At 70.6% G+C, this 25,943-nt stretch carries 27 protein-coding genes, 1 tRNA gene and 4 pseudogenes; 11 read left to right on the top strand and 21 right to left on the bottom strand.

The window, feature by feature from the left end:
• Positions 1–109 precede the first annotated feature (109 nt).
• From LQ327_RS09850 to LQ327_RS09840, 3 genes and pseudogenes are all read left to right on the top strand, one after another.
• Positions 110–673: an IS110 family transposase gene (locus tag LQ327_RS09850; protein WP_230732102.1), complete on the top strand. Its 564-nt coding sequence runs from the start codon at positions 110–112 to the stop codon at positions 671–673.
• 31 nt (positions 674–704) lie between these two features.
• Positions 705–1,289 (top strand): annotated as a pseudogene (locus LQ327_RS34660) (IS110 family transposase); the annotation flags it as partial.
• Positions 1,290–1,440: 151 nt separating this feature from the next.
• Positions 1,441–2,124, top strand: coding sequence for a transposase (locus LQ327_RS09840; protein WP_230732098.1), 684 nt, complete (start codon positions 1,441–1,443; stop codon positions 2,122–2,124).
• Between the two features lie 101 nt (positions 2,125–2,225).
• On the opposite strand, the gene LQ327_RS09835 is transcribed toward LQ327_RS09840, so the two are convergent.
• Complete coding sequence (locus tag LQ327_RS09835) at positions 2,226–2,819, bottom strand: hypothetical protein (protein ID WP_230732089.1); 594 nt, start codon at positions 2,817–2,819, stop codon at positions 2,226–2,228.
• A gap of 445 nt (positions 2,820–3,264) precedes the next feature.
• Positions 3,265–3,642, bottom strand: a complete 378-nt coding sequence (tatA, locus tag LQ327_RS09830; RefSeq protein WP_230732087.1) for a Sec-independent protein translocase subunit TatA — start codon at positions 3,640–3,642, stop codon at positions 3,265–3,267.
• 218 nt (positions 3,643–3,860) lie between these two features.
• On the opposite strand from tatA, the pseudogene LQ327_RS09825 reads away from it, so the two are divergent.
• Positions 3,861–5,134, top strand: a pseudogene (locus LQ327_RS09825) (IS3 family transposase).
• A 378-nt stretch (positions 5,135–5,512) separates the two neighbouring features.
• Here LQ327_RS09825 and LQ327_RS09820 read toward each other — a convergent pair.
• The 3 genes and pseudogenes from LQ327_RS09820 to LQ327_RS09810 form a co-directional block, all read right to left on the bottom strand.
• Positions 5,513–5,579 (bottom strand) — tRNA-OTHER (locus tag LQ327_RS09820).
• Positions 5,580–5,935: 356 nt separating this feature from the next.
• Entirely contained in the window at positions 5,936–6,124 is a 189-nt protein-coding gene (locus LQ327_RS09815; RefSeq protein WP_230732080.1) for a hypothetical protein, read from the bottom strand.
• Between the two features lie 205 nt (positions 6,125–6,329).
• Positions 6,330–6,533: pseudogene (locus tag LQ327_RS09810) on the bottom strand (response regulator transcription factor); the annotation flags it as partial.
• Positions 6,534–6,986: 453 nt separating this feature from the next.
• On the opposite strand from LQ327_RS09810, the gene LQ327_RS09805 reads away from it, so the two are divergent.
• Positions 6,987–7,325, top strand: coding sequence for a hypothetical protein (locus LQ327_RS09805; RefSeq protein ID WP_230732073.1), 339 nt, complete (start codon positions 6,987–6,989; stop codon positions 7,323–7,325).
• Between the two features lie 844 nt (positions 7,326–8,169).
• On the opposite strand, the gene LQ327_RS09800 is transcribed toward LQ327_RS09805, so the two are convergent.
• Complete coding sequence (locus tag LQ327_RS09800) at positions 8,170–8,508, bottom strand: hypothetical protein (protein WP_230732068.1); 339 nt, start codon at positions 8,506–8,508, stop codon at positions 8,170–8,172.
• A gap of 371 nt (positions 8,509–8,879) precedes the next feature.
• Here LQ327_RS09800 and LQ327_RS09795 point away from each other — a divergent pair, with 371 nt between their 5' ends.
• Both LQ327_RS09795 and LQ327_RS09790 read left to right on the top strand, forming a co-directional pair.
• Entirely contained in the window at positions 8,880–9,197 is a 318-nt protein-coding gene (locus tag LQ327_RS09795) for a hypothetical protein (RefSeq protein WP_230732065.1), read from the top strand.
• A 157-nt stretch (positions 9,198–9,354) separates the two neighbouring features.
• Positions 9,355–9,507: a hypothetical protein gene (locus tag LQ327_RS09790; RefSeq protein ID WP_230732058.1), complete on the top strand. Its 153-nt coding sequence runs from the start codon at positions 9,355–9,357 to the stop codon at positions 9,505–9,507.
• Between the two features lie 175 nt (positions 9,508–9,682).
• Here the strand turns inward: LQ327_RS09790 and LQ327_RS09785 are convergent, their stop codons facing one another.
• The 10 genes from LQ327_RS09785 to LQ327_RS09740 form a co-directional block, all read right to left on the bottom strand.
• A complete protein-coding gene (locus tag LQ327_RS09785; RefSeq protein ID WP_230732056.1) occupies positions 9,683–10,192 on the bottom strand; it encodes a hypothetical protein in 510 nt (169 codons plus the stop codon).
• A gap of 2 nt (positions 10,193–10,194) precedes the next feature.
• Positions 10,195–10,401 carry a hypothetical protein gene (locus LQ327_RS09780; RefSeq protein ID WP_230732047.1) on the bottom strand — a complete coding sequence of 69 codons (207 nt, stop codon included), beginning with the start codon at positions 10,399–10,401 and terminating at the stop codon, positions 10,195–10,197.
• A gap of 99 nt (positions 10,402–10,500) precedes the next feature.
• Positions 10,501–10,977: a hypothetical protein gene (locus LQ327_RS09775; RefSeq protein ID WP_230732043.1), complete on the bottom strand. Its 477-nt coding sequence runs from the start codon at positions 10,975–10,977 to the stop codon at positions 10,501–10,503.
• A gap of 21 nt (positions 10,978–10,998) precedes the next feature.
• Complete coding sequence (locus LQ327_RS09770; RefSeq protein ID WP_308286273.1) at positions 10,999–11,478, bottom strand: redoxin family protein; 480 nt, start codon at positions 11,476–11,478, stop codon at positions 10,999–11,001.
• 78 nt (positions 11,479–11,556) lie between these two features.
• Positions 11,557–12,702 carry a HoxN/HupN/NixA family nickel/cobalt transporter gene (locus tag LQ327_RS09765; RefSeq protein ID WP_230732032.1) on the bottom strand — a complete coding sequence of 382 codons (1,146 nt, stop codon included), beginning with the start codon at positions 12,700–12,702 and terminating at the stop codon, positions 11,557–11,559.
• 114 nt (positions 12,703–12,816) lie between these two features.
• Positions 12,817–14,472, bottom strand: coding sequence for an FtsZ/tubulin family protein (locus LQ327_RS09760; RefSeq protein ID WP_230732029.1), 1,656 nt, complete (start codon positions 14,470–14,472; stop codon positions 12,817–12,819).
• Between the two features lie 146 nt (positions 14,473–14,618).
• Positions 14,619–14,918 carry a hypothetical protein gene (locus tag LQ327_RS09755; protein ID WP_230732020.1) on the bottom strand — a complete coding sequence of 100 codons (300 nt, stop codon included), beginning with the start codon at positions 14,916–14,918 and terminating at the stop codon, positions 14,619–14,621.
• Between the two features lie 14 nt (positions 14,919–14,932).
• Positions 14,933–16,549, bottom strand: a complete 1,617-nt coding sequence (locus tag LQ327_RS09750; RefSeq protein WP_230732018.1) for an FtsZ/tubulin family protein — start codon at positions 16,547–16,549, stop codon at positions 14,933–14,935.
• A 79-nt stretch (positions 16,550–16,628) separates the two neighbouring features.
• Positions 16,629–17,663: an aliphatic amidase gene (locus LQ327_RS09745; protein ID WP_230732016.1), complete on the bottom strand. Its 1,035-nt coding sequence runs from the start codon at positions 17,661–17,663 to the stop codon at positions 16,629–16,631.
• Positions 17,664–17,838: 175 nt separating this feature from the next.
• Positions 17,839–18,321, bottom strand: a complete 483-nt coding sequence (locus LQ327_RS09740; RefSeq protein WP_230732014.1) for a MarR family winged helix-turn-helix transcriptional regulator — start codon at positions 18,319–18,321, stop codon at positions 17,839–17,841.
• Positions 18,322–18,433: 112 nt separating this feature from the next.
• Here LQ327_RS09740 and LQ327_RS09735 point away from each other — a divergent pair, with 112 nt between their 5' ends.
• On the top strand, positions 18,434–19,555 hold the full coding sequence (locus LQ327_RS09735; RefSeq protein ID WP_308286272.1) for a substrate-binding domain-containing protein: 1,122 nt from the start codon (positions 18,434–18,436) through the stop codon (positions 19,553–19,555).
• A gap of 103 nt (positions 19,556–19,658) precedes the next feature.
• Here the strand turns inward: LQ327_RS09735 and LQ327_RS09730 are convergent, their stop codons facing one another.
• The gene (locus LQ327_RS09730; RefSeq protein WP_230732011.1) at positions 19,659–20,240 is read right to left on the bottom strand and encodes an SDR family oxidoreductase; all 582 of its coding nucleotides are present in this window, start codon (positions 20,238–20,240) and stop codon (positions 19,659–19,661) included.
• 18 nt (positions 20,241–20,258) lie between these two features.
• Here LQ327_RS09730 and istB point away from each other — a divergent pair, with 18 nt between their 5' ends.
• Complete coding sequence (istB, locus tag LQ327_RS09725; RefSeq protein ID WP_230733207.1) at positions 20,259–20,999, top strand: IS21-like element helper ATPase IstB; 741 nt, start codon at positions 20,259–20,261, stop codon at positions 20,997–20,999.
• Between the two features lie 407 nt (positions 21,000–21,406).
• On the opposite strand, the gene LQ327_RS09720 is transcribed toward istB, so the two are convergent.
• Positions 21,407–22,015: a hypothetical protein gene (locus LQ327_RS09720; RefSeq protein ID WP_230732000.1), complete on the bottom strand. Its 609-nt coding sequence runs from the start codon at positions 22,013–22,015 to the stop codon at positions 21,407–21,409.
• 330 nt (positions 22,016–22,345) lie between these two features.
• Positions 22,346–22,714, bottom strand: a complete 369-nt coding sequence (locus LQ327_RS09715) for a hypothetical protein (protein ID WP_230731998.1) — start codon at positions 22,712–22,714, stop codon at positions 22,346–22,348.
• A gap of 864 nt (positions 22,715–23,578) precedes the next feature.
• On the opposite strand from LQ327_RS09715, the gene LQ327_RS09710 reads away from it, so the two are divergent.
• Positions 23,579–23,806: a hypothetical protein gene (locus LQ327_RS09710; RefSeq protein WP_230731995.1), complete on the top strand. Its 228-nt coding sequence runs from the start codon at positions 23,579–23,581 to the stop codon at positions 23,804–23,806.
• Positions 23,807–23,998: 192 nt separating this feature from the next.
• On the opposite strand, the pseudogene LQ327_RS09705 reads toward LQ327_RS09710, so the two are convergent.
• Positions 23,999–24,202 (bottom strand): annotated as a pseudogene (locus tag LQ327_RS09705) (response regulator transcription factor); the annotation flags it as partial.
• 320 nt (positions 24,203–24,522) lie between these two features.
• Between LQ327_RS09705 and LQ327_RS33790 the strand changes: the two are divergent.
• Positions 24,523–24,645 carry a hypothetical protein gene (locus tag LQ327_RS33790; protein ID WP_269069228.1) on the top strand — a complete coding sequence of 41 codons (123 nt, stop codon included), beginning with the start codon at positions 24,523–24,525 and terminating at the stop codon, positions 24,643–24,645.
• Positions 24,646–25,216: 571 nt separating this feature from the next.
• Here the strand turns inward: LQ327_RS33790 and LQ327_RS09700 are convergent.
• Complete coding sequence (locus LQ327_RS09700; protein ID WP_230731994.1) at positions 25,217–25,600, bottom strand: hypothetical protein; 384 nt, start codon at positions 25,598–25,600, stop codon at positions 25,217–25,219.
• Between the last annotated feature and the right edge of the window lie 343 nt (positions 25,601–25,943).

Below are 25,943 nucleotides of genomic sequence, written 5' to 3'. Positions count from 1 at the left end.
TCACCAAACATCTACGACGGTCCGCAAAAGATGACATGTCGCGGGCCCCCCCAGCTCGCGCGCATGATTCGTGCGTGTGTGAGTTCGAAGGAGCTTGAGGAGGTCCCCGATGGGCATCGTAGGCGGGTTGGACGTGCACCGGCTCCAGATCATGTTCGACTATCTCGACGAGGGTTCGGGGGTGCTGCGCCGCTGGTTGGCCACGGAGATCACCGAGCGACCGGCCCGGTTCGCGGTGGAGGCGTGCGGGTGGCGCTTCGTCGTCGAAGAGCTGGCCGCCGCCGGGGCCGAGGCGCACCTGGCCGAGCCGGCCGACACCGCCGCCGCGCGGGGCCCGAAACGACGCGCAAAGACGGACCGGCTCGACGCCCGACATCTGCGCGAGCTGCTGGCCAGTGGACGGCTGTCGGAGTCGTGGATCCCGCCCGAGCAGGTCATCGAAGTGCGTCCGCTGCTGGAGCTGTTCAAAGACCTCCGTGACGAGCACACCGGCTGGGTCCAACAACTGCGCGGCACGCTGTTCCACCAGGGTGCCCCGGCCGCCGACGGGGACCTGCTCGGCGCAGAAAAGCGGCGGCGTCTCGAGGCCGGAGCCATACCCCAACCTACAACTGCGTCACAACTTCCGACTCAGCAATCCCTACCCCCTGGTGGGTCGCGCGTTCCGCGCTGAAAATCCTGGTGGGGCGCTCGCCTGACGCCGGGTGTCTGTGATCTTCGAGGTCGTGACTCAGCAGGGTGGAGAGGACTGCCCACGAGAGCTTCAGTGTGGCTTCGAGCACGCGGATCAGATTCCGTCCTTCTCGCTGGTCCTCGCGGGCGGCCCGCCTGGTGGCCGAGACGGCGAGGAGCCAGTGGTGCTTGAAGAAGACCAAGCGAAGGAAGAGATCGTCGCGCGGGTCGCGGCCTGCGATATCGGTAAGGCCGAGCTGATCTGCTGCGTTCGCGTCCCGAACGAAGCTCGTCCAGGACGGCGGCTCCAAGAAGTGGCGGCCTACTCCACCATGACCCGCTCGCTGCTGGGCATGACCGATCACCTGCGGTGTCTGGGGGTGACCCGGGTGGTCATGGAGGCCACCTCGGACTGCTGGAAGCCGGTGTTCTACCTGCTCGAGGCGCACGGGTTCGAGACCTGGCTGGTCAACTCCCGCGACGTCAAGCACCTGCCCGGCCGGCCCAAGACCGACAAGCTCGACGCGGTGTGGCTGGCCAAGGTCGCCGAACGGCAGATGCTGCGCCCCAGCTTCGTGTCCCCATCCGAGATTCGGCGGCTGCGTGATGTCGCCCGGTACCGCTGCGACCTGGTCGAGACGCGCACCGCGGAAAAGCAGCGGGTCGAGAAGCTGCTCGGGGACGCCCAGATCAAGCTCTCGGTGGTCGCCTTGGACATCGTCGGGGTCTCCAGCCGCGACATGATGTCCCGTCTGATCGCCGGGCAGCGTGACCCCCAAGGCCCTCGCCCAGCTGGCCCGCGGCCCGCTACGGCGCAAGCTGGGGCGGCTCGAAGAGGCGTTCACCGGGTACTTCACCGACCACCATGCCCTGCTGCCGGCCAAGATGCTCGCCCGCGTCGACGGGTTGGACACCGACATCATCGAACTCGACGCCACCATCGAGGAGATGATCGCCCCTGTCGCCTCGGCCGTTGCCCGCCTCGATGAGATCCCCGGAGCCAGACCGGTGGCCGCAGCGATCGTGGTCTCCGAGATCGGGCTGGACCTGTCCCGGTTCCCCACCGCCGGTCACCTGGCTTCCTGGGCCAAGTTCACCCCGCAGACCAAGGAGTCCGCCGGCAAGAATAAGGGCCAAGGCTCGACCGGGCACCGCAACCGCTACCCGGCCAAAGTCCTCGGTGAGGCCGCCGTCGGCGCCGGACGCACCAACACGTTCCTCGGCGAGCGTTATCAGCGCATCGCGCGCCGGGGCAAGAAGAAGGCCATCGTCGCGGTCGAGTGCTCCATCCTGGTCGCGGTCTGGCACCTGCTCGGCGACCCCGAGGCCCACTTCGTCGATCTCGGGTCGGATTTCCACGAGCGACGTCTCAACCCCGAAAGCAAAAAGCGCGCCCACATCCACCAACTCGAAGCACTCGGCTACACCGTCACCCTCGCCCCCACCGCCTGACCTCACGACCCAGCCAGACTTCCACCCCGCTACGCGGGATGCCTTCGGCCTGCCGTCCCCGGACCAGATTTTCGGACTCGGGACACTAGTCGCTTGTCAGCTCACTTGGACCCGGAGGCGGTGGCGGCCGCCCAGCAGGTGGCCCACAGGCCTCGATCGGCCCCGCTCGCCTCCCGCTGCTCCCGCTCGAACACCCCGGCGTAGGTCCAGCCGCCTATGGACTCCTGGCCCATCCCCTCGCTGATCGCGTGGTCGGTCCACGACCATTGGTCGTGAGTGACGACGTGCTCCACCCCCGGGACCGGGACCGCCGGGTCCGGGACCAGCGTCACCGCCTCGTTCATCAACGCCGAGCGGGCCGCGTCCAGGGCCTCCGTATGCCCGCACTGCCCGGCCGCCGGAACCTGCAGCCCGGCCACCGTCACACGCTTCGGAGCGCCCGGCGGCGCGCCGTCCGAGCTCACCGACGTCGGGGTCACCTCCACGGTGCCGTCGTCATTCACCCCGGACACCACCCCGGTCCGCACCAGCGACAACAGATAGGGCGGCGGCAACTCCGAGGCCGCCGACGGGGACGGCGCCTCCACCGTCCGGTGAGTCGAGATCAGCGCGACCGCCAGCACAATCACCAGCACCCCTAGCAGCGGCACCGCCAGCGAGTGCAGCGACCACCCGGACCCCCCAAGCCTGACCACGGCGGCACCCCCCATTCGTCGAGCGGCCCCCACGCCGTCTCGATGGCCTCGACGATCCGCCCCGCAGCGCCGGGACCGCAACGCCCATCCGTGTCAGCCCCGGTTACGTCACCGCGATCACGTTCCGGTCCCGTGACTTCCCGCGACGGACGAGCAGTGCCCCGGGACGAGAGCCCGGTCCTTGATCGCGATGGCGGTGGCGAGCCCGCGGGATGCGTGGTGAGCTTCCCCCGCTTGCCCGGAGTCCGACAGCTTCGAGCCAACCGAGCGGCGCGGCAGCCCCGGTCCGTTGAGCAGCAGGGCTGTCATAGAGCCGACTTATCGGGCAGGCGGCACCGAGGGCCGGTCGGCGTCCCGATCGCTACGACCCACGCCCCACGGCCGGTCGTCGCGGTGGCCGCGGCGGTGTCGTGCACCGATCCCGCCGGTTGCGGATAGTCCTCCCCTACCCGGGCGGCGTCGACGGCTGGTCGTGCAGCGGAGTCCGCTCGAGGGGTGGGTGGGGCCTGCTCGGTGGGTCGGGGTCGTGGCCTTGCACGGTGTCGCTTCCCGGGGACGTCGTCGGCGTCGTGTTGTCGGGCGCGGGGACCTCGCTCGCGTCGTCGAAGGCGTTCTGGGGGCGGCGGTCCTGGTCATCGCTCGGTGATCCCGCCGCGGGATCGGTGGGCGGCGCGCCGACGCGAGAGGCCGACATTTCGGCTTTGAAGATTCGCAGGGACTGGCCGAGCCCGCGGGCGGCGTCGGGCAGCTTCTTGGCCCCGAACAGCACGACCAGCACCACCAACACGATCAACCAGTGGACAGGGCTCAACTCTCCGGTCACGGCCGCGGTCCTTCCGGTGTATGGGGTCCGTGGGGGGATCCAATCCAGGTCCCCGGTCCAGGATGCGCCACGTCGCCGCGCTCAGCGCCACGAGCTTCGACAAGAGTTGCACCACCTCGTCGCCTACCAACGCGAGACCGGAAGTGTCGCCTGCGCCGACCACGGCCATGAACCGCCCCGGCGAGTCCGGAGACCAGACCGTCTGAGGAGATCTGGTCATGTCACGTCGAGCCCAGCCGCCCTATCCGCCGGAGTTGCGGGAGCGAGCGGTGCGCATGGTCGCCGAGGTCGCGGGTGACTACGACTCGCCGTGGGCGGCGATGAACGCGGTCGCCGAGAAGCTCGGGGTGGGCACCGGGGAGACGGTCCGCAAATGGGTCCGCCAGGCCGAGATCGACGGCGGGACCCGGCCGGGCACCACCTCTTAGGAGTCCGAGGAGCTCAAGCGGCTGCGCCGGGAGAACGCCGAGCTGCGCCGCGCCAACGACATCCTCAAGGCGGCGTCGGCTTTCTTCGCGGCCGAGATCGACCGGCCACCGCGACGCTCGTGAGGTTCATCGACGAGCACGCCGCCCGAACGAGCTTAGGGCGGCGTTGGGGCGTCGAGTCGATCTGCACCGTGCTCGCCGAGCTCGGCGCACCGATCGCCCCATCGACCTACTACGACGCCCGCCGAGCCGCTCGGGAACCCTCACCGAGCCGAGTGCGCGACGAGTGGTTGAGCGAGCAGATCGCCCGGGTGCACACCAAGAACTACGGCGTCTACGGCGCTCGCAAGGTCTGGGCCCAGCTCAACCGAGAGGGCGTCGCGGTGGCCCGCTGCACCGTGGAACGGCTGATGCGCGACCAGGGCCTGGCCGGAGCCCGCCGCGGCCGTCGGGTCCGCACCACGATCCCCGGCGACGCTGTGCGGGCCGGGGATCTGGTCGGACGCGAGTTCAACCCACCGGCCCCGGACCGGTTGTGGGTCGCGGACTTCACCTACGTCCCGACCTGGTCGGGGATGGTCTACGTCGCGTTCGTCATCGACGCCTACTCCCGGCGCATCCTGGGATGGCGCGCCGCGACCACCATGCGCACCAGCCTGGTGCTCGACGCCCTCGAGCAGGCCGTGTGGACCCGCCGCCAGCAAGGTGTCGACGAGCTCGGCGAGCTGGTGCACCACTCCGACGCCGGCAGCCAGTACACCTCGATCGCGTTCACCGAACGCGTCGCCGAGGCCGGCGCCGCCCCCTCGGTCGGGTCGGTGGGCGACGCCTACGACAACGCTCTGGCCGAGTCCACGATCGGGCTGTTCAAGACCGAGCTGATCAAGCCGCGAGGTCCGTGGCGCACCGTCGAGCAGGTCGAGATCGCCACCCTCGAGTACGTCGACTGGTTCAACCACCGTCGGTTGCACAGCACCTGCGGCGACATCCCACCCGCCGAACTCGAGACCGCCCACTACCGTCAACACCGGCCCCACCCGGAGCCGGCTCACTCAAGCCCGTAGCTCTCCGGACGCGCCGGGGCGGTTCACCATCGGCTGGCGCGGTGATCTGGACCGGGCCGCGTTCGGACCCGGGCACCGACTGGCCCAACCCACCCGGCTCGACGCCGCTCGACGGGCCCCGGTCTGGCCACGAGCGCTGACACCGGCACCCGGTCGCCCTCGCCGCGGCCCACACCCAAGCCCAAGCCCCGTCCTACGTGCGCGTGGCGGCCCCGATCAAGGTCCGGGTCCAGCCCGGACGCGGACACGACATCGTCGACGTTCCCGTAGCCCACGCTCCTCCCCGCACCGGGGAGTGCCTTGATTCCGCACCCGTTCCACGACATGTGCGCACCGCTCACACACCGAGGTCAACATCGTGCTGACCAGCGCCAATAGAGCCGCCTGTCGGAATCGAACCGACGACCTACGCATTACGAGAACGTTCTTCTCCGTGAACGGCAGCCTCTATGCGTCCATCGGTGCACGTCGCCAGTCACACCGTGCTCACCGGCCTCCGCAACTTGACGCCATTTCGTTCCACGACCCGTTCCACGCCCGGGCGTCGCGCACCCGTCGACATACCTCGCCTCGTCCGCTGAAGACTCCTGGGGCACGTCCACGCTGGCCGCTCCGGGCCGGTCCACCGCCACGAACCGCTGAGCATGCTGGTCGACTCCGTGCACCCCGCCCTGCGCCCGAACGAGATCCGATGCCTCGACCCGTTATCCGGTCTCTACCTCGACCGTGACACCGGGTGTGGCATCGCCATCGCTGACCAGAACGACTGACCCGGACCGGCGACGCCGCACTGAGCCGTGATCACTGGTCGAGCCGCTGCGCGGCGGCGGTCCAGTCGAGTCGCGCAGCGACCGCGACCAGCACGGTCAGCACCAGCCACGCGGTCTGGGCGCCGGTCGAGGTGTTGAGGAACATCAACCCGGTCGCGATGAGCGCGAGGGCAGGGATCTCTGAGTCATCCGCCTGCGGCCGGGGCTCGCCCACGTCCATCACCCTTAGAATGCCTCGTCCGGATTTCGCGGTCACCCCGCGAGCGGCGTCGGGGTTCCGCCCGCGGCATTGCGCCGTCCGCACTCGTCGCTTCAGGCGCATGGTCAGCGATCGATAAACCGCTGGTTGGCCGGGGACGATGTACGCGGGTGAGGCGCGGCCGTCAGCGACACCGCGATCTCAACGCTCTCGCGAGCCCTGGCGTTTAGCTGATGACACCGGCGCGCAACGCCAGCGCCACCAGGTGCGCCCGGTCGGGGCACCGGCCCTCGTGAACGCTGCGGAACTTGTGCCCGATGCGGACCAGGTGCGACTTCACCGTCCACGGCGAGAGCCCCAGCGCCTCCCCGATCTCCCGGTTGCTCAGCCCCTCGGCCACCCGCGCCAGAATCTGCGCCTCGCGCGGCGAGAACATCTCCACCACCTGGCTCGCCTGGCCGGCACCGGCCCGCGACTTCGAGCGGCCCCCGGAATCGTCGCCACACACCGCCAGCCCATCCAACCCCGATCAGACCGCCACCGGGGCGGCATTCCACACCGCCGCCCCGATCGAACGACCCCGGATCTACCCTCGACCTAGCGGCGTGGCGCTGAGCGTGGTGGGCCTGCACCGTGGTGTCGACCGAGCCGAACGCCACAGCCGTTGCACCGACCTGACGCGGACCGACACCCCAGGGCACCGGAATCCGCGCCGCGGGATCGAAGGGGTCGCAGTGGCCCGGGCCGGTTCACTCGTTGCGCTGAACGAGGGACCCAGCCCGTCACCGGGGGACGCGGTCCCGAGTTGGCGACACGTAATCAGACGGTCGCGCGGTGTCATCACCGGTGGCCGGGCTCCCAAGCATGGAAGGACCGGCCGCTCATGGCGACCCTGCGCAAGGCTGTCCTCGCGACCGCGATGATCTCCACCGGGCTGCTCTCCACCACCGGGCTGGCCATGGCCAACCCCAGCCACGACGGCGACCAGGCCCCCAGCCACAGCGACGGGACCACGGTGCAGAAGGGCATGTTCAACTCCAGCGACTTCGCCCCGAACACCACCGGCGACCTGTGCAACAACGACGTCCCGGTCAACGTGCTAGGCGTGCAGGTCCCGGTCCAGGACAACTCCGCCGGGGTGCCGATCGGCTCGGCGGCCGGGCACGGCAACGGCGCGGTCAACGCCAAGAGCTGCCACAACCCGATCTCCGCCGCGAACTAACCGGTCCATCCGAAGTCACCGGTCGGAATCGGGGAGAGCCCCGGGCGGTGTCTTCGGCAGGTCTGCGGGCCCGGTCCACCAGTTCCCCCCTCGAGGCTGGTGACCGGGCCCGCAGCATGTCGACCCCCGCTTGCCGGCGGGGCGGGCCCTGGATGCCGTCCCCGGCAGGCCCGCGCCCGCGGTGGGGGTCAACGGCGACACCCTGGGCGCACTCCGGGGGGAGCTTTCGGGCCACCCGTGACGCCCATGCCCCACCCCAGCCCCTGGATCCCGCCCTGACCTCAGCAACACCCAGCCGACCAGGTGCTTCCCCGGGGCGAGCCAAGGCGCGGGAGACGAGCGGAGCGCCGGTCCCCGACCGCGCCGTTGATCAGCACCAGCACCCAAGCCGACCGGCGGCGACCGGAGGCCGACTCAACGGGCGCCGGTCCGGCGGCGACGCCGGACCGGGCTCTGCGGTGCACGCGAAACGATCCCCGGTCGGCGCCGCGAACGGCGTTGCCTTTCGCGCCCCCGGCCGTTCTCTTCAAACAGGGGACGCCGATCGCGCTCGCCGCTCACCGAAAGAGGCCGGTCATGGGTCATCACCGCAAGACCCGGACGAACCGCCGCGCGGCCCCGGGCCCGCCACTCGCGACGAGACGGGCAAGCCGCTCGGCGACGAACCAGGCAGCCGCAGCCAGGTGGGGCTGCCCGAAGTCAAGCGTCAGGCCCTGGAACAGCTCGCCGACGTGGCCCGCGTGGCGCGCCGGACCGGCTGGCCGTTCGGCGCCGAGCTGCTCGCCTCGCTCGACACCCGGCAGGTGCCCACAGCACCACCCCTCCCCCGCCGCGTCGCCACCCATCAACCGACTGCCCCCATACCGACGCTCGCCGGCCGCCGGGCCGCCGACGGGCAGACGGCGCGTGCGCCTTGGCTTCCTTCGGTGAGCTGCCCGCCGACTGTGACGTGCAAGAAGCCCTCGGCCAGATCGCCGACGCCCGCGGCGGACGGCTGATCCGCCTCCGTGAGAGCGGCGAGAACCTCGAAGAGATCGCCATCGGAAGCCGCGTGTTCGCGTGCATGCTCGGCAGGCACGACGACCACGCCCTGTTCGCCTGCCTCGCGCCCGACTCCGACGAACACGCCCACCGCGCCGCCCGAGAAGCCTCCCCGGTCGCTACCCGCGACGACATCCCACACGCTGGCCGACCCTGAAACCCGACCGGCAGACGGCCGGGAACGGTCGCAACCTGGCGGCAGGCCCACCAACCTTCCGAACCGAGCGGTCCTCGTCGAACCGGACGGACCCGCAGCCCGCTAGACCCGTGGATCGGCCCAACTCGACGAACACCGCCGGCCACCGTGGCGCCGCTGACGCTCGGCCCGGATCCCGGTGTTGACCACACGTGCCTGAGCGTGGCCGCCCTCCGTGCCGCACCGGGAGTCGTCGCGGGCTGCGCGCGGGCTGTCGCAAGGGCACCGATCACGGCCGTCGGGCATCCCGGCTGGCTCGCGGTGCTGCGATCGGGGGCAGCCTGGAGGGGCCCGGGAACGGAGGGGAACAGGAACCGATGAGCACTCACCGCGAGACCGTGCGGGCCGTTGGCGCAGAGCTGGACGCGCTGGTGGTGAGGCTGGGCCGGCTGGCCCAGGCCGGAATGATGACCAGTGAGCATCGCGAGACCCTGCACGCGATCGCCGGGCAGCTCCACGACATCCGGCTCCGGTTACGCGGCGACGCCCGGCAGGCCGATGCCGTCACCGACGCCGTCGAGCAGGTCGCCGCGGACGTCGATGACGTCGCCAACACCCACCACGACTGCGTATACGGCCCGGTGCTGGCTGAGTTGGCCGGGCGGACAACCGCGATCAGGGACCTGATCACATGATCCGGCCGCCGCCGACGGCAGGGGCCCGCACGACGCAGATACCTATTCACTCGACTGGGTGGCGGACCCGCGGCATGACCAGCACGAACAAGATCACCCAGCTGCGTAACGACGAAGCCGAACTCAGGGCGTTCGAGAACTCTCGGACCGTCTAGTCATGACGGCCCGGCGCACACCCGCGATCATCGGGGTACGAGATCTTCCGGCGGGCCGTCCGGGCTTCCGGGTCCTCAAACAGGCCGCGGCCTCGCGGTGGGCGAACGCCGTGGCCGAGGCGCTGGGCGAGCCGATCCCGGCGCTGCTGACCTGACCGACAAGCCGGACCCCGCAGTCGTGACGGAGTCCCAGGGCCACCGCCACTCGGCGCGCCGCGCCCCGCGCAAGCTCGGAGAGCTCCGCGAGCGACCTGTCGCTGGCCGGGGCGCCGCTCGCCGGGCTGGAAGGGGCGATGTCGGCGGGCGCCGCCGGGACGGCGCCCACGGTGCTCACCCGGCGCACCAGTCCTGGGTTCGGCGGTGGCGGCCGAGGCCGAGCACGACGAACTCGTCGGCGCGCCCGGCTGCCTGGACCCCGAGATAGCGCAGCGCCTGCACGATGGGACTGCCGCTGCGCGGGTCGTCGTTCGAGACCGGGAACGGCTCGTCGGGCAATAGCACGTTCGGGCCGTAGACCAGGTGGCAGTCCAGCCAGGCCACAGCCGACTGCCGCCCCAGCCCGCCGGCGTAGTCGGCTTCGAGGTAGACCAACGAACCCCGGCGGGAGGCGGCGGTGAGCAGGGCCGCCACGCCCGAGGAGAGTCGGTCGAACGCCCAGTCCGGGCCGATCGGGAATCCGGGCAGGTCGATGTCATGGAAGAGCTGTTCGCATAGCGGCACCAGCGCCAGCTCGGCGCCGTCGAGCAGGACGGGACGGGCGTGCGGGAACTGCTCGTGCAGAGGTGCGAGCACCTCGGGGGCGCCGACGATGCCGTGGAGCTCGTAGGTCGTGCCGGCCACGCTCATTCCAGGACACCGAGGTGCTTGAGGACATGGGCGACTGAGGTCGCGCGGACGTCGGCGACCATCGTGCGGTACTCCTCGGCGAAAAGCCCGGCATGCCGGGTCATCGCGTCGGTCTCGATCAACGCGACCGCCTTCTCCAGGTGCTCGCGGGCGAGCCGGTCACGCCACAGCGAGTGCTGGATGTGGACGTAGTCGTCGTCCACGGCCGTGATCGTCAATGTCTTGCCTCCGGCGACGGTGGCAACCTCGCCGCCGGATCCGAACTCGCGCTGTAGACCGGCCCAGTCCAGTGGCATCGTGGGTCACTTCTCCGTTCGGGGTCTGCCGTGCCGGGCGGCGAGGGCTTGCATCTGGTCCAGCACGCTCGCGCGGCGCGCCACCGCGGTGGCGGTGTCACAGCCGCACCGTCGTGCCACCTGTTCGTCGTCGAGACCTTCGACGCAGGTCAGCACGAACGTCCTCTGGTCCTCGATCGGGATCGCGGCGAGCGCACGACGGAACGGGATCCACTCTCCGGCGGCTCGCGGGCGGTCGGCGCGCGCGTCCGCGATGGCGTCCTCGGCGAGCTTGGCGATCCGTCCTGAGAACGGCAGGCCCCAGTACCGGAACACGGCGGGTCGGGCGACCAGCCCCGTCGCCACGCGCACGGCGACGGCCTCCGCGGTGGCGGCGTCGCCGAGTCGGACCCGGCAGGTGTAGGTGACCGCCTGGTAGGTCGCGGTCACCCGGTCCAACCACTCCGCGTACTCCGGGATGAGCCCGGACTCGACGGCGTCCACCCGACAGTCTCTGACGGTTGCTTACAGCGCCGCGAGCACGTGCTCGGCGGTGGACACCTCGTGGTCCACGAATTCCTTCTCCACCCTGATCGAGGTGAGTACGCCGTTCTCGATGATCGCGGCGTAGCGCTCGGATCGGGTGCCGAGTCCGAAGCTGGACGCGTCGGTGGTCAGGCCCATCGCGGCGGTGAAGGCTGCGGCGTCGTCGGCGAGCATGACGATGCCCTCGGCGGCCTCGCTGTTGGCCCAGGCGCCCATGACGAATGCGTCGTTGACCGACACGCAGGCGATGGTGTCGATGCCTTTGGCCTTGAGCTCGTCGGTCTTGAGGACGAAGCCGGGCAGGTGGAAGTCGCTGCATACCGGGGTGAAGGCCCCGGGCACCCCGAACAGGACGATCTTGCCGGTCGCGAACAGCTCGCCGGTACGGACGTCCTCGGTGCCCGCCGGCGTGACTGCCTTGAGCGCCACGTCGGGGATGGGGTCTCCTGCTGCAATCACTTGTCGCTCTCCTTCTCCTCGGCCGCCGGCACTCGGTCCCGGCGACAGGTCAGGGGCGCTCCTCGTCGAGCTCGGTTCTTAGGACGCGATGGTGGGCGGTGCGTCGAGGCTGTTCTCGTCCAGTTCGGTCGGTGCTACGTCCGCCGCGACGGAATCGTGACGTCGCTCGAAGCCGCCGACCCGCCAGAGCAGGGCCGCACCGCCCCAGACCAGGACGAAGAAGCCGACGATGACGTAACCGAGCAGCTCGAAGTCGTCGGCGATCGAGGCGAACCCGGCCAGCGCGGTGACCCCGAGATCGTCGGCGAGCACCCCGGCCAGGTAGACGGCGGCGATGAACCCGGCGACCGTGACCGTCGCGGCGGTGGTCGCGATGTTGTAGAAGAGCCGCCGCGCCGGGCTGCGGTTCGACCACGAGTACGCGATCGACATCAGCAGCCCGTCCGCGGTGTCGAACGCGCTCATCCCGGCGGCGAACAGCAGCGGCAGCGTCAGGGCCGCCAGCAGCGGCGCGCCGCCGGCGGTCCCGCCCGCCCCGGAGGCGGTCGACGCGGACAGGGTCAGCAGCGTGACCTCGGAGGCGGTCTCCAGCCCGAGCCCGAACAGCAGGCCCAGCGGGTACATGTGCCAGGAGTGGCGGATCAGGGTGCGGGCGCGCCCGCCGAGGATCCGGTTGACCAGGCCGCGGTTGAGCAGCCGGCGCTCCAGCTCGTCCTCGTCGAGACGGCCGCGGCGCAGGTCGCGCCAGGAGCCGACGATGCCGGTGAGGACCATCGCGTTGAGCACCGCGACCAGCCCCAGGAACACCATCGCCACGACGGTCGAGACGGTGCCGCCGACCTCGCGGAAGGTGTCGACCCCGCTCGAGCTCGCCAGGCCCGCCGCCAGCGCGACGACCAGCCCGAGGATCACCACCACCGAGGAATGGCCCATGGCGAAGAAGAAGCCCACGCCCACCGGGCGGCGGCCGCGCTGGACCATCAGCCGGGTGGTGTCGTCGATCGCGGCGATGTGGTCGGCGTCGAAGGCATGACGGATGCCGAGCACGTAGGCGAGCACCCCGGCCCCGGCGAACGCCCCCGCGCCGAGCGGCCCGGCGGTCAGGGACAGGTAGAGCGTCCAGCCCACCACGTGGAGCAGGCAGACGACGGCGACGATGGCCGACAGCTGCAGGCGCTGACCGCGCGACCAGCTCGTGGACGGCGCGAGGGCGCTCGAGGTCAACGGGGGTCCTCTCGGTGTTTGGAGGGAAGCGGCAGGCGACCGTGGTGCCCCGGATCGGGCAGTCGAGATCGGTCCGGGGCACCAGCGCTTCACGCGCCGGCCGGCGGGCGAGGGTCAGGGTGTCGGGACGACGGTCTGCACCATCGGCGCGATGTGGGCCTGCTGGACCTCGGTGATGTCGGCCGAGGCCGGCGCGTCGCCGCGGATCGCCGCGTGCGGGACCACGACCCAGCAGGCGCAGCCCCAGATGCATTCGCCGGCCATCCCGTCGAAGCGGATCGACTGCTCGGAGAGGATCACCCCGAGGTCGAGCAGCCACGAGTGCATCATCAGCTTGGTGTCCCAGTCCTCGATCTGGTCGTAGGCGTCGCGGGCCTCGAAGAAGGCGGTCAGGTCGGTCTTGGACACGCCGGGGATGACGATGTTCGAGTAGCAGGTGAGCTCGTCGAAGAATTCACCGTTGCTGGTGACGAGCGTGCCGTCGTCCCCGTCGAGCAGGTACTCGCCGAGCACCGACTCCAGTTTCTTCTGCAGGGTGTCGTTCCACATCTCGCGGGGGCCGACGGTGTTGACCTCGATGTAGTCGGTCTTGAAGCCCTCCTTGAGCCCGGAGAACGTCGGGATGTAGCCGATCCACTTGCTGACGACCTCGCGCCACTTGCCGCGCGGCTCGCCGGGCAGCACCTCCACGCCCGGGTGGGTGTATTTGGCGACGTCGAACAGCGTCCAGGCGCGGTCGCCGGAGATGTTGCGCTCGTGGGGTGCGCCGGTGAAGCCGGCCGGTCGCAGCATCTTGAACAGCAGCCGGCCGTAGTCCTGCACCACGAAGCGGGTGAACGAGTCCGTGACGAACTTGCGGGTCACACCCTTGCGCAGCCCGTCGCGGATCGCCGGCACCCCGGTCTTGGTGTACTGGCCCAGCCGCTGCCACGAATGTTCCTGCGGCAGGGCGAGGAAGCCGCCGGTGAAGGGGTTCTTGTAGAGGTCGCCCCAGACCGCCATGACGCCCTGGTTCTTCTCGTCGTCGAGCATGCAGTCGATCTCGTTGATCACCGGGTAGAGCGCGGCGGTCCCGCCGGCGTGCTCCTCGTCGCCAGAGAACGGCAGGACGCCGACGCCGATGACCGGGATGCGCCGGCCGAGCTTGACGTTCGACAGGTGCCGGACCATGTCGACGACCATCCCGGAGCCGGTGCCGCCGGCCAGGGAGAAGAAGACCAGCACCATCGAGGGCAGCTTGGTCTTGTTGATGGAGTCGACGAACAGGTCGAGCTCGGTCTCGAGGGTCTTGTCGCCGCCGTAGTAGTAGTGGCCGTAGATCGCTTTGGCGATCGCGCGGGGGCAGGTCTCGCCCGGCTTCGGCATCTCGACGTCGGCGGGCAGCCACGGCTCGTAGTTGGGGTTCCAGTAGTAGCGCGGGTACTCCATCTTGAGGTACTCGCGCCAGCGGTTGAGGCTGGTCCGCAGCTCCTCGGAGCTGGGGACCTCGAGACCGACCGTGCGCACCTGGTGGCGGTCGGTGGGGATCTCGCGCTCGGTGAGGCGCTGGCTGAAGCCGCCGGCGTACTCCTTGAGCTCGTGCTGGTCCTGGTCACCGATGTCGATCGAGAGGCCGGTGAAGCGGGCCCGCGGATCGTCGAGCTGGTCCTCGATCTCGCCGGTACGCAGCAGGGCCTCCACCATGTAGGCGCCGGTCTTGCCGATGCCCAGCGCATGGATGCAGTGCGGCGACTGGCTCCCGGTCGCGGAGTGGTAGAGCGACATTCCCATGACGGAGACCTTTCTGTTGTGGGCGCGTCGGTGCGCGCCCAGGTACGCCCGGGCGCCGGGGCGTGGCGGGGGATCGCGGGGGGATGGCGGCGGTGTCGGATCGAGACGGCGACCGGGGGCGCTGCGACGGGCCCCGGCCGGGACCCTCAATCGACGTAGCCGAGGTCCTTGAGGACGGTGGCGGCCGTCGTCGGCCGCTCATCGGCGATGAAGGTGCGGTAGTGGTCGATGACCGAGGCGTAGTCCCGGGTCATCTTGCCTTCGTCGAGCAGCGCCATGGCCTTCTCGAGGTAGGCCCGGGTCAGCTTGTCCGACCACAGCCGGTGGCTGATGTAGATGTACTCGTCGTCGGCGCCGGTGACCTGCAGGGTGCGGGCCCCGGGCATCGAGGGCAGCTGCGCCCCGGCGGAGTAGCGCTCGACGATCTCGGTCCACGGGATGGCCATTGCTGCCGAGCTCCTCAGTTCGCGGACAGGGCGTCGGCGGCGTCGACCTGGATCGGTGAGCTGACCTCGCCGCGGATGGCGGCGTGCGGGACGACGACCCAGCAGGCACAGCCCCAGATGCATTCGCCGCCCATGCCATCGAAGCGGATCGAGGGCTCGCAGAGCATCACCCCGAGGTCGAGCAGCCAGGAGTGGATGAGCAGCTTGTCGTCCCACTCGAGGGTGTCGTAGTAGTCCCGGGCCGGAACGAACGCCGCCAGGTCGAGCTTGCTCGCCCGGGGCAGGACCACGCTGACCAGATCGTCGGCGCCGGCGAGCTCGAGCACCGCGGGCTCCACCGTGGAGGCGGCGACCCCGGAGACCGCCTTCGCGATCGCCGCGGCGGCCTTCTTCCCGGGCGCACCGAAGGCGCGGGCCTCGACATACTCGGTGCTGAAGCCCTTCACCAGACCCGTCGCGCCGAGGGTGTCGATGTCGGCGAGCTTGCGCACCGAGAGCATGTTGATCCACCGGTCGCCCTGCTCACCGCGGATCGCCGGATGCCAGGCGTCGGCCGGGACCGCCAGCCAGTTCAGCGCCTTGAGGGTCTCGTAGAGGTGCACGCTGGCGTCGCGCGCCAGGAACGACCCGATGCCGGTGTCGAGGTACTCGTGGGTCGCGGCGAGATCGCCCGTGAGATCCTGGACGTCGTTCTGGTCGACCAGGAAGAAGCCGCCGGTGAAGGGGTTCTTGTAGAGGTCTCCCCAGACCGCCATGACCCCCTTGTTCTTCTCGGCGTCGATCATGCAGTCCAGTTCGTTGATCACCGGGAACAGGGAGCCGTCGGAGTACTCGGCGGGGTCGGCGTTGTTCGGCAGGATCCCCAGCCCGACGACCCAGGGTCGGCGGCCGAGCTTGATCGACGACAGGTGCCGGGCGATCTCGACGACGATGCCGCTGCCGACGCCGCCGGCCAGCGAGAACGCCACGACGACCAGCGGGGTCGCCTCGCTGGAGAGCACGCTGGCGGCGAAGTCGTCGAGCGCCTCGGCGATCTCGCCGCCCTGGTAGTACTCGGAGCCGTAGATCGCCTTGGCGACCGCGCGGGAGTAGTGGCCGTCCGACGGGGCGATCTCGACGTCCGCGGGCAGCCAGGGCTCGTAGTTCGGGTTCCAGTAGTACCGCGGGTACTCCATCTTGAGGAACTCGCGGTACCGATTGAGCGCGTAGGAGAGCTCCGCGTTGGTGGGCACCGGCATCGCGACTGTCCTGACGAAGGACCGGTCGGTCGGCAGCGACCCCGCCGCGTCGCGGACCTGCGCCAGATCTTCGTCGCCGATGTCGACCGCGAGCGCGGAGAATCGCGTGCCCGGCTCGGAGAGGAACCCGTCCGGCTGATTGGTCACCAGCGAGGTGATCAGATCGGCCCCGGTCTTGCCCAGCCCGAGCACGTGCAGCGAGAACGGACCCTCGTGGTCCCCGGCGCGGTGCACCCCCTCGTCGCGCAACGCCTCGATGCGGGCCAGGGCAGCGTCGCCGTGGTCGTGGGAGTGGTCATGGGAGTGGTCGTGCTCGGCGGCCATGGCCGGGTCCTCCTCGGGTCGGGAGTGCGGGTCGGGGGTGCGCTTCGGGTGGCGCCGTGGTGTCGGCACCGGGCATCGGCGGACCGGTGGGTATCCGGGCGCGACCCGGCCCACCGCAGCGGGCGGGGACGGCTGCGGGCTCGGCGGCCTAGCTCACCGTCTCGGAGTTCGGGAGTCCGTCGACGGGGGCCTCGGCGGTGCCGATGTGTTCACGGGTCATCGCCTCGACCTGCTTCTGGGCGAGGGCCGGGTCGGTGACCCAGGTCTTGTAGAAGTCGAAGGGGCACTCGGCGACGCCCTTGTTCCCGTCGCCAGACTGGATGACGCCGGTGTAGCCGCGGTGCAGGAGCTTGAACAGGTGGTTCTGGGACTGCCAGTTCTTCCGGGCGTCCCGGATCAGTGAGAGCGACAGTTCGGCGTACTGCACGCCCATCTCCTCGGTCCCGCACTCGCCGAGGGTGCGGCCGTCGAAGCCGACGACCGATGAATGCCCGAAGTAGGAGTAGACGCCGTCGAACCCGGTAGCGTTGGCGACGGCGACGTAGACGTTGTTCGCCCAGGCCATCGACTTCGCCATCATGATCTGCTGTTCCTTGGCCGGGTACATGTAGCCCTGCGGGCGCACGACGAGCTCGGCGCCCTTCATCGAGCAGTCACGCCAGATCTCGGGGTAGTTGCCGTCGTCGCAGATGATCAACGCGATCTTGAGCCCCTTGGGGCCCTCGACGACGGTGGTGTGCTCGCCCGGGTACCAGCCCTCGATCGGCACCCAGGGCAGGATCTTGCGGTACTTGTTGACGATCTCACCCTGGTCGTTGATGAGAACCAGGGTGTTGTACGGGTTCTTGTCGGGGTGGTCCTCGTGGCGCTCACCGGTTAGTGAGAACACCCCCCACACCCCGGCGCGTCGGCAGGCCTCGCCGAAAATCTCCGTCTCGAAGCCGGGGATCTGCGAAGCGTTCGCGAACATCTCGTCGCGGTCGTACATGATCCCGTGGGTCGAGTACTCCGGGAACACGATCAGGTCCATGCCCGGGAAGCCCTGCTTGATCCCGACGACCATCTCGGCGATCTTCTCGCAGTTGATTCGGATCTCGGCCTGGTCGTGCAGGCGCGGCATGGTGTAGTTGACGACCGCGACGCCCACGCCGTCGTGGCTGCTGCTGATGTCCCCGTGTCTCATCCGGACCCACCTCGTCGTTTCATCCTCGACCGCCGTGCCTGGCGAGGACCTAACGTACGAGCCCTGACGGCCCGAGCAACTGTTCCAGATCAGAAGTAATGCGATTGAAACACGGGGAGGTGGACGTCACAGTCGACTTCGCCGGAAGTGCCGCGGGGACCGAAGTGGACGGTGGTCAGCTCACCGAGGTGCGGTCCTCGTGCGCTGCGGGCGCACTGAGGCGGTCGAGCAGTCGCCACAGCTCGAGGCGATCAGGCTCGCCGAGACCGCCCGGGGCGGCGCCGAAGGCGTCGTCGAGCTCGCCCGCGGCCCGGGTCACCAGTGCGTGGCCCTCGGGCGAGATATGCACATGCACACGCCGCCGGTCCCAGTCGTCGCTGCGGCGGTAGGCGAGGCCCTCGGCGACGAGTCTGTCGACCAGCCGTGTTGCGGTCGGGGCCGGCACAGCGGCGCGGGCGGCGATCTGTCCCATGGTGTGACCCGGCGACGCGAGACCCGCCTCGCCGACGCCCTCGTCGAGCAGCATCAGGATGCGCCACTGCTCGCGGCTGATCCCGGCGGTCACCGAGGCGCGAGCCAGGCAGGAACCCACGGTGCGGTCGGCGAGGTCGAGTAGATCGACGACCCGGATCCCGGGAGCGTGGCCTCGCCTGCCCATGACCTGCCTCCCGAGATTTGCCTACTCGAAACAGTACAAGGTTTCCTCATCTCGCTCTGGATGGCCATACTTCCCCGGGGCTGCCGGGGAACCCGGCCCGGAGGTGAGGCCGTTGCCGAACACCGAGGCCCCGAGCGCGCGTCTCGGCCAGAAGGGCATGCAGCGCGAGGAGGCAGTGCGCGTTGCCCTCGTCACCCCGTGGCAAGGGCCGGCGGGCATGTTCGGGCTGTCGTGTCGGATGTGCTCGGAACTGGCCGTCTCCGAGATCAACCTCGCCGAAGGACTGCTCGGACGGGCCCTCGAGCTCCACCACGTCGACGGCGGCGCGGACCCCGCGACGGTCGCCGGGGACGTCGACCACCTGATCCGCGTCGGCAAGGTCGACGCGGTCGTCGGCTGGCACATCTCCGCAGTACGGCGCGCACTGGCCCCGCGGATCGCCGCCGAGGTCCCCTACATCTACACCGCGCTCTACGAAGGCGGCGAGCGCACGCCAGGGGTCCTGCTGACCGGAGAGACACCGACCAATCAGCTCGGTCCGGCGCTGGAGTGGATGCGCACCGAGCTGGGGGTGCGCCGGTGGGCGATCGTCGGCGACGACTACATCTGGCCCCGGGCCTCGGCAGCGGTCGCGACGCAATGGGCCCGCGCGCACGACGTGCCCATCGTCGACGAGGTCTTCGTCCCGCTGGGCACCCATGACTTCCGACCGGCCCTGCGCACGCTGGCACGCAGCAGCGCCGACGGGGTGCTGCTGCTGCTCGTCGGCGAGGACGCCGTGCACTTCAACCGGGCATTCGCCTCGGCAGGCCTGGACTACCGCCAGACCCGCCTCTCCACCCTCATGGACGAGAGCATGCTGCTCGCCTCCGGCCCCCCGGCGACTCGTTCCCTCTACTCGGCCGCCGCCTACTTCGAGGACCTGGCCACCGCCGACGCGATGGAGTTCGCCGGGCGGTACGCTGGACAGTTCGGGACAGCCGCACCGGTGCCGTCGAGCCTCGGTGAATCGTGCTACGAGGGAATGAACCTCTACGCCCAGCTCGTCCGAGACGCCGGGTCCGTCCGTCGCCAGAACGTGCTCGCCGCCAGCGACCGGGTGCGGTTCGGCGGAGCTCGCGGCGAGGTGACGCTGCGCGGGTCGCACGTCGTCCAGGACGTTTACATCGCCCGGGCCCAGGACGTGCACTTCGAGGTCATCGCGCGCCTCTCGAGCGGAGTTCGAGAGGCGTGAATTGGCGCCCCGAGTTGGCCCAGGTCGATGGGCACCACCACGACCAGGTTGGGAGCGTGCGGGGACCGGCCGCGTCCCGCGCGGTCAGTCGACTTGCGCATCCTCAGGGTCGGCGGCCGCCGGCTCGGTGTGCAGTTCGGGGTGTTGCGGGCCGTGGGGGATGTTGTAGACGAGCATGTTCACCGCCGCCTTGCTGGAGGCATAGCCCCCGGGCCCCAGGCGGGGCGAACCGGGTGGTGGTGCCGGAACTGACGTTGACGATGCGCCCGAACCCGGCGGCACGCATCGCCGGCACCACCGCCTGCATCAGCCCCAACAGCGCCACCACGTTGAGCCGCAGCACCTCGCTGTACGGGTCGAGGTCGGTGTCGAGCAGCGAACCGTGCAGCGACACCCCGGCATTGTTGACCAGCCCGTCGAGGCGGCCGTGCCGTTCGAGCGCCGCGGTGACCACCCGCTGGGCCGCCGCCGGGTCGGTCACATCGACCGGGACCGCCACCGCGCCGCCCAGCTCGGCCGAGAGCTGCTCGAGGCGCTCCGCGCGGCGGGCCACCAGAACCGGATGCGTCCCCGCGCCATGCAGCCCCCGCGCCGTGGCCGCCCCGATCCCCGAGGAAGCCCCGGTCACCACCACCACACGTCCAGTCAGTCCGACAGCGGGAAAGTCCACGATGACGGTCTCCAAACAGTTGCGTTGGACGAGATGCTGCGCCTGGCCCGGCGACTGCGGATGCCCTACCTGCGCGCCCACGCCCCCGAAGTGCTCGCTACCGCCCGCGCGCAGCGCTGGGACCCGGCCGAGGCGCTGCGGGTGCTGCTCGCCGAGGAGATCGCCGGCCGCGACGAGGCCACGATCCGCGCCCGGCGCAAGAAGGCCGGGTTCCCCGCCGGCAAGACCTTCTCTGTCTGGGACGAGCAGGCCAGCTCCATCCCCCAGGCCAGCCAGCACGCGCTGCGCACCCTGGAATGGGTCGACCGGCACGAGAACCTCTGCGTCTGCGGGCCCAGCGGGACCGGCAAGAGCCACTTCTGCGAGGCGTTGGGCCAGGCCGCGATCGACTCCGGGCGCAGCGTCGTCTGGTTCGCCATCGACGAGCTCGGCGCCCTGGTCCGCCGCCACCGCGCCGACGACTCGATCACCAAAGCCATCGCCCGGCTCACCCGGGTCGACCTGGTCATCGTCGATGACATCGGCATGCTCCCGATCGGCGCGGACGCCGCCGAAGGCTTCTACCGGCTCGTCGACGCCGCCTACGAACACCGTTCACTGGCGGTGTCGAGCAACCTGCATCCCTCCGGGTTCGACGAGCTCATGCCCAAGACGCTGGCCACCGCCACCGTCGACCGGCTGCTCCATCACGCCCACATCTGCCTGACCGAGGGCGACTCGTTCCGGCTCTCCGAGGCCACCGCCGGCAAGGGGGTGAAGCCGCTAGCCACCTGACCCGGGCCGGGGAGAAGCCCTGGCCGTCCGCGGGGAGCTCCGCTGTCCGCCAGTGGGGAGAGTTCGTGACCGCCGTTGGGGAGGACCCGGTTGCCGTTGACAACAGACTCCGGATCGGCGGACAAGCGGTTCCGGGTCGGCGCACACCGGACTTCCGAGTCTCTTGCAGGTGTGAGGTGTCCGGGACACGCCTGATCGAGACGCGTGGAGGGGTCGGTTCACCGCGCGGGCTGGCATCGATACGCAAACCCGGAGCCAACTCGGCGGGAGGGACCGTCCGAGGTTGTCCTGCGGCCCGCGGAACGTGAGGCGGCGGACCCGACCCGGCGCCTGCCCTGGGGAAGCCGCCGTCGAGGGCGACCTACACCCCGCCTACGCCGACGGACCGCACCGCGACCCGGCAGGGGTCACGAGCCCGGCTCTTGGTCGGAGGCGATAGCAAACAGCTCGCGGAGCCGGGGCCGGTGGTGCAGCGGGGCGCTCCACCGCTCGAGGGTGGCGCGGACGCGCACCGCGTCGTAGGTGGTCGTGATCTCGGTCAGGCGCAGTCCGCCCGGTAGCTCAGGCGGCGGCGCGGTCCCGGCCGGCAGCCACGACAGCGCGCTCCACCGCCCGACCGGGGTGATCAGCGCGACCGGGACGAACCGCAAATAGTCTGCGGCGACCTCGGGACGCAGCACCACCTCCAGGCCCGGCCGCCGCCGGACGCGGAACTCGCCGTCGACGACGCTGACCTCGGGGCTCGGCCGGTGCCGGTCACCGTGCGTCTCGAGCGCCTCCGGGGACAGCGTCACGGTGATCGTGATCCCGGTGGCGGTCACGGTGGAGGAGACCGCGAGGGTGTCGCACTCCACGATCAGCTCGCGCGCGGCGAGGTCGGGGCCGGTGAGGTCATGCAGCACCACCCGGACCGCCCGGACCCGCCGCAACGACCACCCGGAGCGCTCAGGTCGCCCGTGCAGCGAGTCGACGGTGAACGCCAGGCCGCGCAGCGTGACCCGCCGCCCGTTCAGCATTCTCCCGACCCGGCGCAATCCCGCGAACCACCACCGGCCCGGCGTGCACCGGGCCGGCGTAGTGACCGGCTGCTTGTGCCCGTTCATGACCCCCGGTGTCCGCTCGTGGCCGGTCTAGGCCCCACCCTTCGGGCTCACCCGGCCCGCGCCCGCTGACCGTGATCGTCGCCCTCGCGGTCGACCCGCGCCGCAGCGTTTCAGTCGTGGTCGTTGCGTTCGGCGGCGAGGTTGGCGTTGTCCCCGAGCGTGGGCTCTTGGCGCTGCCGCTTCCCCTTGACGTCGCCGCGGGTTGGGAATCTCTGCTCCCTCCCGGCTGGCGCGGCCCGGAGATCAGCTCGCCCGGCGCCGCGCCGAGCTGGTGGCGTGGTGGGCCTCGAGGTCGACCGCCTTGGCCGAGTCCTGGATTCCTGCCGCCGCGGAGCGACGGATCTGAGCGGTCGCGCGCAGCAGGCCGCGGGTGAACTCGCGCTGCTGGTCGATCAGCCTGATCACCAGGTCGAACACCGCGTCGAGGACCTGCTCGGGGTTCTCCCGCGCATAGCCGGCCCGGGTACGGGCTTCGGCGCCGAGCTCCTTGACCTGCCCGGTCCACTGCTCCCGGGCCTGGTTCCAGGTCGCGTTTCCGCGCCGGGTGATCGCGGAGAGTTGCTCCACCGGCGTGGGGCCCTCGGCAGAGGCCAGGGTCGTGGGTTCGGACATGAGTTCGACTCCTCGGATCGGGTCCACCTCGGTCGATCCGCCCGACGCTGGACCTCGATCAACCCGCATCATTTGATATCAGCAGACCCCCGCCGCCGGCGTTCACGCCCGCCGCGCGCTGCGGTGTGATCACTCACAACACCCAAGTAGGGCAGATATCCCGCGGTTCCGGCGAGTTCTGATCGGCCAGGCGGAAGGTGGCCGACATCACTCCCGCGCCGGTCGCGACACCCAGGGGCCGGGTCCGGTGATCAACTCCGCGCACGGGGCCGTGCCGCCGTCATGCCGATGACTTTCCCGTTCCTGGCGCAGCCAGCGGTCTGATCGGGATCTAAACGACCACGCTCAGGTCAGGATGGCGGAGTCGTCAAAGGGGCCGACGAAGTTTGACCCCCCGGCGGGGGGTGTATGAAGGGGCGGTCTCGGCGGTCCCTTCGAGCACGACATGGATAGAGGCGACCCCCGGGCCTCCACCGATGCGACGGCTCGACCCAGCGTCATCAAGGGGTTCCTCGGTTCGTTGCTCGGATAACTCGCGAGGATGGGAACATCCGGTGGCCGCCGCCGCGAGATCAACAGGCTGGCCCCGGGCTGGTTACGCTGACGCCAGCCGACCGTCACCCTCGGCACGCCATCGGATGCAGACCCCACGGCCGGGGCGCCAACCAAGTAAGTCAGAAACACCCCCGGGAGCTCGTCCTCGTGGGCTGACCCGCACGACCGTCGGGACCCGGCCCGCGAGGCAGGCGCGATCGCCCGCGTCCGGCGGCCCGCATCGGGTGCCGGGTTGCCTGGGTGACTGCCACCGGTGTTGACCCCCTCCGCGCCGGGCAGGCGCAGCGCGTTGGGCCACGATGAGCGGTCATGCGGATCCGCTTCACCGTTCTCGACCGGCTGCAGGCGCCACCGCCGGCTGATCTTCCGGTGCCGCCCGCGCCCGGCGACACCATTGAGCACCGCCTTGGGACCTACGTCGTGGTGGGACGCCGCTGGACCCTGGCCGACCATGCCCATCCCGAGGTCGAGATCGTGCTGCGGGCCCGCCGCAACCCCAGCGACCGGGCCATGCCGCGGCTGCGGCGACGGTCCTGATCGCGCGGCCGCCCAACCCGGGCGCGCGACGGCGCTCGGCGCGGCAGCGGCTCGGACGGCCCCGCCGAACCTCGCGGCCATCGCCGGCGGCCTGGCTCACGAGCACGCCGCAACTGGGCCGCCCGGAGAGCACCCAGCGGAACGCGCAGGCCCCGCTCGGCGGCCTCCCGGACGGTGCGGCCGGGCCCGGCGTTAGCTGATGACACCGGCGCGCAACGCCAGCGCCACCAGGTGCGCCCGATCGCCGCACCGGACCTCGTGAACAATGCGGAACTTGTGCCCGATGCGGACCAGGTGCGACTTCACCGTCCACGGCGAGAGCCCCAGCGCCTCCCCGATCTCCCGGTTGCTCAGCCCGTCAGCGACCCGCGCCAGAATCTGCACCTCACGCGGCGAGAACATCCCCACCACCTGGCTCGCCTGGCCGGCACCGGCCCGCGACTTCGAGCGGCCCCCGGAATCGTCGCCACACACCGCCAGCCCATCCAACCCCGACCAGCCCGCCAAGAGAGCGGCGGTTCACCCCGCCACACGATCGAACGACCCCGGATCGGATCCGGGGGCGGCGGACCGAGCTGAGGGCCACCCGTTGCGCTGAACCGGCGGCCCACCCCGTCACCGGGGTCTGCGGTGCCGGGTTGGCGACACGTAATCGGACGCTCGCGCGGTGTGCTCACCGGTGGCCGGGCTCCCGCACACGGAAGGACCGGCCGCTCGTGGCGACCATGCGCAAGGCTGTCCTCGCGACCGCGATGATCTCCACCGGACTGCTCTCCACCACCGGGCTGGCCATGGCCAACCCCAGCCACGACGGCGACCAGGCCTCCAGCCACCGCTGAGCCAGATCAGTCCGGCTGCGCTGTCCCGGCGACGCACGAGTTGACCGTTGAGCGAGGCCGGAGGACTCTCGAGGGGACGCGGCGGCCCGGCGTCTGCGAGGTGAACGGACCCCAGCGGATCGAGCGCCGGGCCCCGCGTCGCCCGTCTTCCCGGCTGGGTCACGAGGCGGCGGCGCTCTAGCGGCATGCCCGGGCCGCGTAGGTGTGTAGGCGCCGTCGGCGTCACCACTGACGGCCCAGCACGCCGACCAGTCGCCGGACTTCGCGACGTTGTTCGCCCGCCGAGCGTGCGCCACCGAGCCGCGGCCCAACCGTCGGCGTGGCGCGGCACCACAGCTCTCCCGCGCCGCACCGTCCGATGATCAAGTGTGTAACGCCCCCGGATCTCCAGGAAGCCGCGCACGGTCACCGTTCACTGACCGGCGACAACCCTGGTCGAGACGGCGGAGGCGAGAACCGAGCGACGTAGTGCGACCGGGCCCGGGCGAGGTCCGTAGCTGTCGCCGAGACACCAAATCAGACAGGACGTTTCCGGGGCGGTGCCCCGCTTCGGGAGAACCCGGCCCGGCGGTTAGGGCTCCGGGGGTTGAAGGTCGGCGGGGTAGTCGCCGTGCTCGCTGTAGTGCTCGACGACGCGGGCCCGGTCGTCGGCGGTCAGGCTGTCGAACCATGCCTTGTACCGGGCACGGTCCCCGGCCGCGCGCTCGGCGACCGCCTGGACCCGCTCGGGGGCCGGCGGCTGCCAGCCGGCACTGCGCAGGCTGGCGACGATCTTGCGGGCGATCGGCCACGGCCCGGTCGATCCCCAGGACTCCAGCGCGTCCACCCGTCCCCGCCGCTCGGCGGCGATCCCGTCGCGCACCGTGAGAATGCTCGCCACCCGGCTGACCGCAACCTCGGTGGCGTCCTGATCGGCATACGCGGCCGCCGCGAGCGGATCGATCTCCTCGGGCATCAGTCCCCCTCCCCACCTCGGCGCCTGAGCGCTCCCCGGCACCGGAGTGTCCCCTCAAGATCCTGCCGCAGGAACCCAGTGGGTGCACAGGACCGCGGGTCTCGCGGCGTGCTGCGAGCCGAGCCAAGCGCCACCCGCCCGATCGGCCCCGACGGGCTCGGCTACCGGCGATTCGGCGGGGCAGGATCCCGGCCGAGAAAACAGAAACCATGTCGACGTCGGTGGCCGCGGCCCCCCGGGACCGCACCGCGGACCCGACCGACCACCACGCCCGGACAGATTCACCGAACGGGGCGCGGCCATGAGGATGGGCGAGCGGGCAGTGACCGGGTTTCGCGGCCCC

This window comes from Actinomycetospora endophytica (genome assembly GCF_021026375.1).
Lineage (GTDB): Bacteria > Actinomycetota > Actinomycetes > Mycobacteriales > Pseudonocardiaceae > Actinomycetospora > Actinomycetospora endophytica.
This window is presented reverse-complemented; position numbering and strand designations above follow the sequence as displayed.